General features: G+C 59.4%; 10 protein-coding genes and 1 pseudogene. 10 read left to right on the top strand and 1 reads right to left on the bottom strand.

The window, feature by feature from the left end; translation table 11 throughout:
- From HY836_RS16875 to HY836_RS16860, 4 genes and pseudogenes are all read left to right on the top strand, one after another.
- Window positions 1–523, top strand: a 523-nt coding sequence (locus HY836_RS16875) for a TraM recognition domain-containing protein (protein ID WP_290678435.1), incomplete at its 5' end; no start/stop codon positions are given.
- Window positions 520–1,143, top strand: a complete 624-nt coding sequence (locus tag HY836_RS16870) for a DUF4400 domain-containing protein (protein ID WP_290678432.1) — start codon at window positions 520–522, stop codon at window positions 1,141–1,143. The genes HY836_RS16875 and HY836_RS16870, both read left to right, overlap by 4 nt.
- A gap of 93 nt (window positions 1,144–1,236) precedes the next feature.
- Window positions 1,237–1,491: pseudogene (locus tag HY836_RS16865) on the top strand (PAAR domain-containing protein); the annotation flags it as partial.
- Window positions 1,492–1,802: 311 nt separating this feature from the next.
- Window positions 1,803–2,417, top strand: coding sequence for a T6SS effector amidase Tae4 family protein (locus HY836_RS16860; protein ID WP_290678429.1), 615 nt, complete (start codon window positions 1,803–1,805; stop codon window positions 2,415–2,417).
- Between the two features lie 235 nt (window positions 2,418–2,652).
- On the opposite strand, the gene HY836_RS16855 is transcribed toward HY836_RS16860, so the two are convergent.
- On the bottom strand, window positions 2,653–3,579 hold the full coding sequence (locus tag HY836_RS16855) for a hypothetical protein (RefSeq protein ID WP_290678427.1): 927 nt from the start codon (window positions 3,577–3,579) through the stop codon (window positions 2,653–2,655).
- Between the two features lie 123 nt (window positions 3,580–3,702).
- Between HY836_RS16855 and HY836_RS16850 the strand changes: the two genes are divergently transcribed.
- The 6 genes from HY836_RS16850 to traL all read left to right on the top strand — a co-directional run.
- Window positions 3,703–3,987 (top strand): hypothetical protein, encoded by a 285-nt coding sequence (locus HY836_RS16850; RefSeq protein ID WP_290678425.1) that lies wholly within the window; start codon window positions 3,703–3,705, stop codon window positions 3,985–3,987.
- Between the two features lie 467 nt (window positions 3,988–4,454).
- Entirely contained in the window at window positions 4,455–4,952 is a 498-nt protein-coding gene (locus HY836_RS16845; RefSeq protein ID WP_290678423.1) for a hypothetical protein, read from the top strand.
- Window positions 4,953–5,150: 198 nt separating this feature from the next.
- Window positions 5,151–5,693 carry a lytic transglycosylase domain-containing protein gene (locus HY836_RS16840; protein ID WP_290678421.1) on the top strand — a complete coding sequence of 181 codons (543 nt, stop codon included), beginning with the start codon at window positions 5,151–5,153 and terminating at the stop codon, window positions 5,691–5,693.
- Window positions 5,690–6,376, top strand: a complete 687-nt coding sequence (locus HY836_RS16835; protein ID WP_290678419.1) for an OmpA family protein — start codon at window positions 5,690–5,692, stop codon at window positions 6,374–6,376. The genes HY836_RS16840 and HY836_RS16835 overlap by 4 nt, the downstream gene beginning before the upstream one ends.
- A 127-nt stretch (window positions 6,377–6,503) precedes the next feature.
- Window positions 6,504–6,917, top strand: coding sequence for a hypothetical protein (locus HY836_RS16830; protein ID WP_290678416.1), 414 nt, complete (start codon window positions 6,504–6,506; stop codon window positions 6,915–6,917).
- A 28-nt stretch (window positions 6,918–6,945) separates the two neighbouring features.
- Window positions 6,946–7,070, top strand: a 125-nt coding sequence (gene traL, locus HY836_RS16825) for a type IV conjugative transfer system protein TraL (protein WP_290678438.1), incomplete at its 3' end; no start/stop codon positions are given.

Genomic DNA, 7,070 nt, shown 5'->3' with positions numbered 1-7,070 from the left:
GGGCATGCGCTACAACCTCGGCGGCTATCGGCGCATTGCGCTGTTTGTAGATGAGGTGGCCAACGTCATCAACCAGCCCTTGATCGAGATCCTCAACAAAGGTGCCGAGGGCGGCATCTACACCACCTGCGCGATGCAAACACTGGCGGACCTGGCCAAACGCCTGGGCAGCGAAGCGGCTGCGCGCATGGCACTGGGCAACCTGAACAACCTGATTGCGCTGCGCTCAAAAGACCGCCCCACGCAGGATTTCATCGTGGAGACCTTTGGCAAGACCGCCATTCATTCGATGAGAGTTGGGCTCGGGCATGGTGCAGACACCCATCTGGGTGACTTCTCGACCAGCTATTCAAGCCAGCTCTCCGAGAGCTTCGAGGAGATGGTGCCCGCCGATGTCCTGGGCAAACTGCCCAACCTTCAGTACTTTGCCTCGGTGTCTGGCGGGCGCATCATCAAAGGTCGCTTCCCCATCCTGGATCCGGATGCGCATGGGGACGATCAACCCATCAGGAGGGCGGCATGATCAGGGCGATGGCCGTGGTGTCACTGCTGGTGTTGCTGGTTCTGGTGCTCTATGTGCCGTCCGCCCATCCGCCAGAACGGTTCATAGAGCAACTGCGAACGGAATACACCAATGCGGCGGTGTTCTGGGGCAAAGACGCGGGCACCCGCATGCTGTCGCGTGCGATGAGCATGCAGCAGTCTGCACGTCAGGCATCACCTGTCCCCTCATCCAAAGACGCGGCCCCCGTGGGTGGCGTCAACGCGGCTGTCGGGCAAGAAATGGCTTCGGTCAACCAACGGCTGTTCAACAACCCCTACTTCCGCTCGATTGACGCACTGCTGCTGCTCGCCAGCTTCCGCCTGGCCATGCTGCTGGAATGGCTCCCTTGGTTGATGGCCTTCCCTGCTGCGGCCATGGCGGATGGCTACCTTGTGCGACTGGTCAAAGCCAAAGAGTTCCTGCACCACAGCCCGGAGATGTTCGCCCTGTATGCCTGTTTGGCCATACTGACCAGTTGCGCAACCGTCCTGGCGTTTGTGCTGCCTATCACCTTGCACCCCCTGGTCGTGCCATGCGTGCCTGTGGTCGTCGGCACGCTGATGGGGACGGCGATCAGAGACTTTCACCGAAGAGCCTGAGATTGGCCCATTCATGAATCTGAATTACGAGCGAAACAATTTCGTTACACCTGATTGATAGAGTCCGGGCAACAAAAAAACAGGGCAAGACAAATGGGACGACCTTTCATCGTTCTGGGGGACCAGACCGACCACGGTGGCGTTGTTATTGAAGCGTCTGTGATGACCGACACGCACGGCAAAGGCATTGCCCGTGTTGGCGATCAGGTAACGTGCCCGAAGCGTGGACACGGCCCGACGGTGATCGTCACAGGTGATCCGACGATGATCATCGACGGAAAACCTGCTGCCCGCCACGGCGACAAGTGCGCATGCGGAGCTACGTTGATTGCAGGCCAAGCCGTGTCAACGGTATCCGATGGTGGGTCATCCAATCCTCAAACCGCAGCCGCCTCTCAAGCGGCCAGTGCCGCCGCCGCAGGATACGTGGCCACCGAAACGCGCAATCCGGTGAAGTTCGATGAGCAAACACAACTTGTCGTCTCGAACGGGACAGCCACGCTGGTTGGATTACCTTGGTTTATCAAAACGGCTGATGGGCGGACTTTCTCTGGCCGACTGGATGAAAACGGCCAGTTGCCGCGCGTCATCACAGACAACGAGCAAGACTATGAAACGCTTTGGGGTGAAGATGCGCTTGAGCACATGACGGAGGCGTCATGACCAAAGCCCTGAAGCAAAGCGCAAAGGTCAGAACGAACGCCACGCCTGATTCAATTTGCAAGGTCAATGTAGAAGCCATCAAATTCACAGACTTGTGGAGCAATTACGTCACGGGCGATCCCTACGTTGACCCCAAGACAGGCAAGGCTCCTGATGGCTTTGACAATCAGTGCGCCATCAGAATGAGCGCGACCTTTCACAAGGTCGGACTCACGATGAAGTCGTTCACCCCGGCCAATGCCGATGTAAAAGGTCAGACGATTGGCCGCATCATGTTGAACGGCAAATTTGCTGCGACCAAAGCGGATGAGTTGGCTTCATGGCTAAAGAGACACCCGTTTTGCGGCTTGCCAACGAAGCCAGAGGACATCACTGGAAGTGACTGGGCGAAGAAGGTTCAAGGCCGAACAGGCATCATTTTCTTTGGTGGTTACTGGCGCAGAGATGGCGAGGCCGCAGGAAGGGGCACAGGTGGTCACATCGACCTATGGAATGGCGAGAAAATGACGGGGTTTGGCACGGGCTTGCGTGCTCGTTTTGGGATCGTTATTCCAGGTATTTGGTCCGACCTTCGCGATTCAAAGAGCATCTTGTTCTTCCCTATCCTATGACAGTCATTCGCGTCCTACTTGGTGCGCTGTTAGGCGCAATAACAGCAACCACTCTCGCTTGGTCCGGTTTGTACGCGTACGGTGTACTTGTGCGCCATGGACAGGGAAGCTTGTTCGATACAAACCCATCGGCAGCAAATGCTTTTTTCATCGCGTGGGGCTGTGCAGTTGTACTAGCTTCGGTGGTCGGCGCCGGCTTGGGGTTGAGAGGGAAACGAAGTTAAACACCGTCGCGCTAGATCTTGGACGCGGCTTTGGCTTTGTACAAAGTACGGTATCCGCCTGCGGTCAAGGGTTCATCAAACACGTCGAAGAGATCCGAAGCCACGGCCAACTTCTTGAGCGTGGCATGGCCCTGACGCTCTTTCATGTGCATCACTGCCTCAGGCTCTTGCAGCCACGCAATGCGCCCCGCGTCAGCAAGGTAGGCCCAGCCATCAGCCCGATGCTTTTGTTCAGCCACCTCTTTCAGAACCGAAACCAAAGGGCTGTGCTGCAACAGGATCAACTCGAAATGGCGCTGGCCTTCTTCGGACGCCATGAACGCGGCCATGGATTGCCCCACATCAATCAGCGCCTTGGAGACCGATCGTAAATGTTCAAACATGGGCACCACCCTGGCGCGTTGCTCGTCGAGATACTTGGCTGCCTCGGCCATCTTCTCCGGAGAGTCCGGTTGCCAACGGGGCATGAAATGGTGAATCAGGTCGTTGCGCTCGTCCACCATGCGCTTCATGTCCGCACGTTGGGCCTCGTAGAACTCGCGGTCCCCGGATGTGGTGAACGTGAATGACATCCAGATCTGGTTTTGCTCTTCCGGTTCGGCGTTTGGCTCACCCGCGTCAGAGAGGATGCCATCGGTGAATTGCTCAACCAACTTCCCCATCATCTGCTTGTGCGTTTTCTCAGTGCGTTGTTGCAACCGCTCCTCGAAATTCGACGTGTTGCCATCTCGCCTGTGGTTGGCCACAAGAAATTTCAGCAGTGCCTCGATCTGCTGAAACAACAGCACATTGCGGCCGACCTTGCGAAGCACCTCGTCACATGTGCTTTGGTTTGACAGGATCTGTTCCGATTCGTCCATGTGGCTCTCAAAAATTCGGGTTGCTGGCGATGTCGGCGTACGCCAAGACGATGTCACGCACGGTGTGGGCACGGCCAAATCGGGGGCAAATAGCTCTGAAATTCAGACCGATCGCCATGGCCGTTCGATTCGGAAAACAGCCCGCAAGGCAACTGATGCGACAACCAACAATCGGCGTCTCTTAGTTACCCAGGAATTCAAATGAAGAGTTTAAAGCCCGTCATCCACGCTCTGGAAATCCGGATTCGATCCATGCGCAATGACCCGGTTGCGCAAATCGAAGCTGGCAGCACGTTTCAGGCGTTCGCCGTAGGAGACAAGTTCCACCACAACATGTTCGATACAAGCGCGTGGCACGACCTGCCACAAGAAGGAGAAGTCTTCTTCATCGTCGACAAAGCTCACGCCATTGCCGACATCGGCACTTACATCCATCACCTGGTGATTCTTTGCCTGGCGGCTGCAGCGCCTGATCACCTCGCCTGAGCCACACGGGCCATGCGACCAGCAAACTGGCGCCAGGCAGACTGCGTGTGCCATTGCGGGAGCTTGTCGAACTTCACCCGGAAAGTAGGCCATATGCAGGTGGCAACACGCTATCCGGGTACCGGACTTCCAGCAGTTCAATGCCTGTTTGGGTGACGCCCAGTATCATTGCCGGGCCGCTGGTTCGTACCTCGGCCCGGCTTTTCCTCCCTGAGCCGGTGGCGCACCGTGATGACAGCGATGCGTCTTGTGCTCGCTGATCACCCGCTGATCGGCGGGCTTTTTTTTAGCTCGCGCAAATGGGACTCGTCCATCTTGGCCGTACCGCGTCAGTACTCGCCATGAACTGGCGTCGAAATCCCCATGACAAAACCCGCATTCACCCGTGACCATGCCGCACCCGGGCCCTAATCTGTACTCATACGCTCACCCGAGCAAATGCCGATTCAGAAACAGAGGTACGCACCATGCTCGCCGCTGCACCGCCCGGATTTCAAGACTCTCGACACCCCGCAACCGTAGAAGCACTGCCATCAGACGTCATCGAAACACGGCTGTGGCTGGAAGAACATGTCTGGCTTTATGGCGTGCTCAAGTCCGATCACAACGTCGGCCCGATTTTTCGATTTCCTGACCTGATCAGTGCCTGCGTCTCGCTGATCTTCTCCGGACCTGAAGCGGCAAGGCAGGTCTTCGGTTTTCTCGGCACCGAGCTCGTGACCCGATCGCCCAATACGCCTCGCCGTCGGGAAGCCATGTGGCGACCGCAGTACGACTTGCTCCTTGAGTTGCAGCGCTCGCCCGCCAACAGGCACCCCAACCCGAAGTTTCAACTCGATCACTTGACCACCGCCTGCGTGGCGCTGTGTCAGCAGGCGGATGAGACCGGCGCCAGCGTCCTGCAACAAGCTCGCATCAACATGGCACAGCGCTTCCGCCCAGAGCACGCCACGCAGACCCGCTGACGCCATCGGCAACCCAGCGCTCTGACACACACATGGCATGAAGTATCTCCAAGCGATTCACGTGCCCTGACCACGCCAAGGCCGTCCAACCACGGCTGACCTGAACAAGACCTTGATCGGCACCGTGCCGGTCTCACCCCGTCCGTCCCGCAGTGCAACGTGCATTGGCGGCCACATCGGTCTTGTTGGGAGTGCGCCATGCAATGGGGTCTCTTGTCTGGATGTCTTGCGCTGTTGAGCGTGCCGGCACACGCCCTGGCTTGCTGGGACGAGGCGGCGCAGCGATACGGCGTTTCATCGCAACTGCTGTATGCCGTTGCCAAGGTCGAGTCGCACCTCAATCCCAAAGCGCTCAACCTCAGCCACCGCCAACGCACGGGCAGCTACGACATCGGGCTGATGCAGATCAACAGCTCGAACCTGCCTGCGCTGGCACGGTTCGGCATCTCTGAGAGCGACCTGTACAGCCCCTGTACGAACATCCATGTGGGCGCCTGGCTGCTTGCTCAAACCCTGGCCAGGCAAGGCCTCAGCTGGGACGGTGTAGGCGCCTACAACGCCGCCTGCACCCAACTCAAGGGTGCGGCCTGTCAGAGTGCACGCAGGCGCTACGCCTGGAAGGTCTACCGGCAATTGCCCGCCTCGGCAATCCGGTCCACACAGGCCACCGCAGTACGGCCGCAAGAGCGCGCAGACGCAAAGCTGCCCCTCTTCATCCTTGCCGCTCGGGTGTCGCCATGACGCGCGTACACGACATCGCCATGACCAGCGCCTCGGCAGCGGTGATTCTGTTTGCCTTCTCGTCGTGCACCTTGCCCGCCAAGCAGGGCCATGCAATCGAGACACCGCAAGCCAAGCCGAACGCGTCACACATCGCGCAGCTTGAACGTGGCCGAGATGCGTACTTTGCCCAGTGCGTCGAGCCTGCCTGTCCTACCACCACACCCAAGACACTGGCCGTGGCCGTGGCCGCGGCAGATCCGCAGACACAGCTTCAGCCCTCGATACAAGGCAACGCCCGCGCCCTTGAATCCGTCGCGCCAGCTGAAGTGAGCAAGCCTGCCCCGCAGCGCAAGCCTCAGGTGCTGGTCCTGGAGTTTGCAACCGACAGTGCGGTGCTGACACCCGCACACCGGACCTTGCTGAGCAACGCAGCCAAAGCCCTGGGACTTGCCGAGCGTGTGCTCATCGTAGGACGCACCGACAACGTCGGCCCTGATTCGCCCAATCAGGCCATCGCGCTGGCGCGGGCTGGTGCCGTTCGAGATCACATCAAGCGCGTCAGTCCCGCACAACCCCATGACATCCGCATCGATGCCAGAGGACTCTGCTGCTACATCGCCAGCAACGACACACCCGAGGGCCGAGCCCGCAATCGTCGCGTTGAGGTCGTGTTCACAACCTCATCCGAGGGGGTGCCATGACACACCAATGGCCCTCGCCTGCGAGGCCGCCGCCCACCGCATCCCCTTCCTGAAACGTGCCTGCACGTTCGCAGGATCGCCCCCGCCTGCGTCAGGCCTTGACGCGCAACCCAGCCAGGAGATTCCCATGCGCACAGCCATCATCCATCCCTTCACCCCTGTTCGCCCCTCTGTCCAGTTGGACGACCAGCCAAGCCGTCAATCCAACGACAAAGACGCCAACAAGCCCCCGCACAAGCGCTGGCGTGTGGCCTCGGCACTGGCCATGCTTGCCCTGGGCTTGGGCCTGTCCATGCCCGGCTTCGCCCTTGACCTGGTGGCGTTCACTGGCATCACCGGGCCGCTGACATCCGCCCTCGCCCAGATTTCCGCGCTGGGGCCTAGCGTCAAGGCCCTGGTCGGCTTCGTCGGTTTCGTGGTCGCCCTGATCTCGCTGTCGGCCCTGCGCAATTTCGGGCCGGTGCTGTTCTACGTGGGCCTGGCCATCTTCGGTGCGGTGGGTCTGGTGATCGCGGGCGCCATCATGGGCGCAGTCGTCTGAGGTCAGCTCAAACCTGCAGGAGCCTGACATGCAAGCCGACACCTACATCCCCCGTCGCCTGGATGACCCCTGGAAGATCGGCTTCTGGGACATCGATGTGGCCGCCCCGGTGATCTTCTTTTTCTTCGTCGGCTACCTGTCGGGCACCAAGCT

This window comes from Aquabacterium sp., from assembly GCF_016234775.1.
GTDB lineage: Bacteria > Pseudomonadota > Gammaproteobacteria > Burkholderiales > Burkholderiaceae_C > Aquabacterium.
Note: the sequence above shows the minus strand (reverse complement) of the source record. Positions and strands in the feature narration are given on the sequence as shown.

Bases quoted from the DNA above. Each gene is read 5' to 3' on its own strand.
- HY836_RS16870 (WP_290678432.1), top strand. From the start codon at position 520: ATGATCAGGGCGATGGCCGTGGTGTCACTGCTGGTGTTGCTGGTTCTG.
- HY836_RS16860 (WP_290678429.1), top strand. From the start codon at position 1,803: ATGACCAAAGCCCTGAAGCAAAGCGCAAAGGTCAGAACGAACGCCACG.
- HY836_RS16850 (WP_290678425.1), top strand. From the start codon at position 3,703: ATGAAGAGTTTAAAGCCCGTCATCCACGCTCTGGAAATCCGGATTCGA.
- HY836_RS16845 (WP_290678423.1), top strand. From the start codon at position 4,455: ATGCTCGCCGCTGCACCGCCCGGATTTCAAGACTCTCGACACCCCGCA.
- HY836_RS16840 (WP_290678421.1), top strand. From the start codon at position 5,151: ATGCAATGGGGTCTCTTGTCTGGATGTCTTGCGCTGTTGAGCGTGCCG.
- HY836_RS16835 (WP_290678419.1), top strand. From the start codon at position 5,690: ATGACGCGCGTACACGACATCGCCATGACCAGCGCCTCGGCAGCGGTG.
- HY836_RS16830 (WP_290678416.1), top strand. From the start codon at position 6,504: ATGCGCACAGCCATCATCCATCCCTTCACCCCTGTTCGCCCCTCTGTC.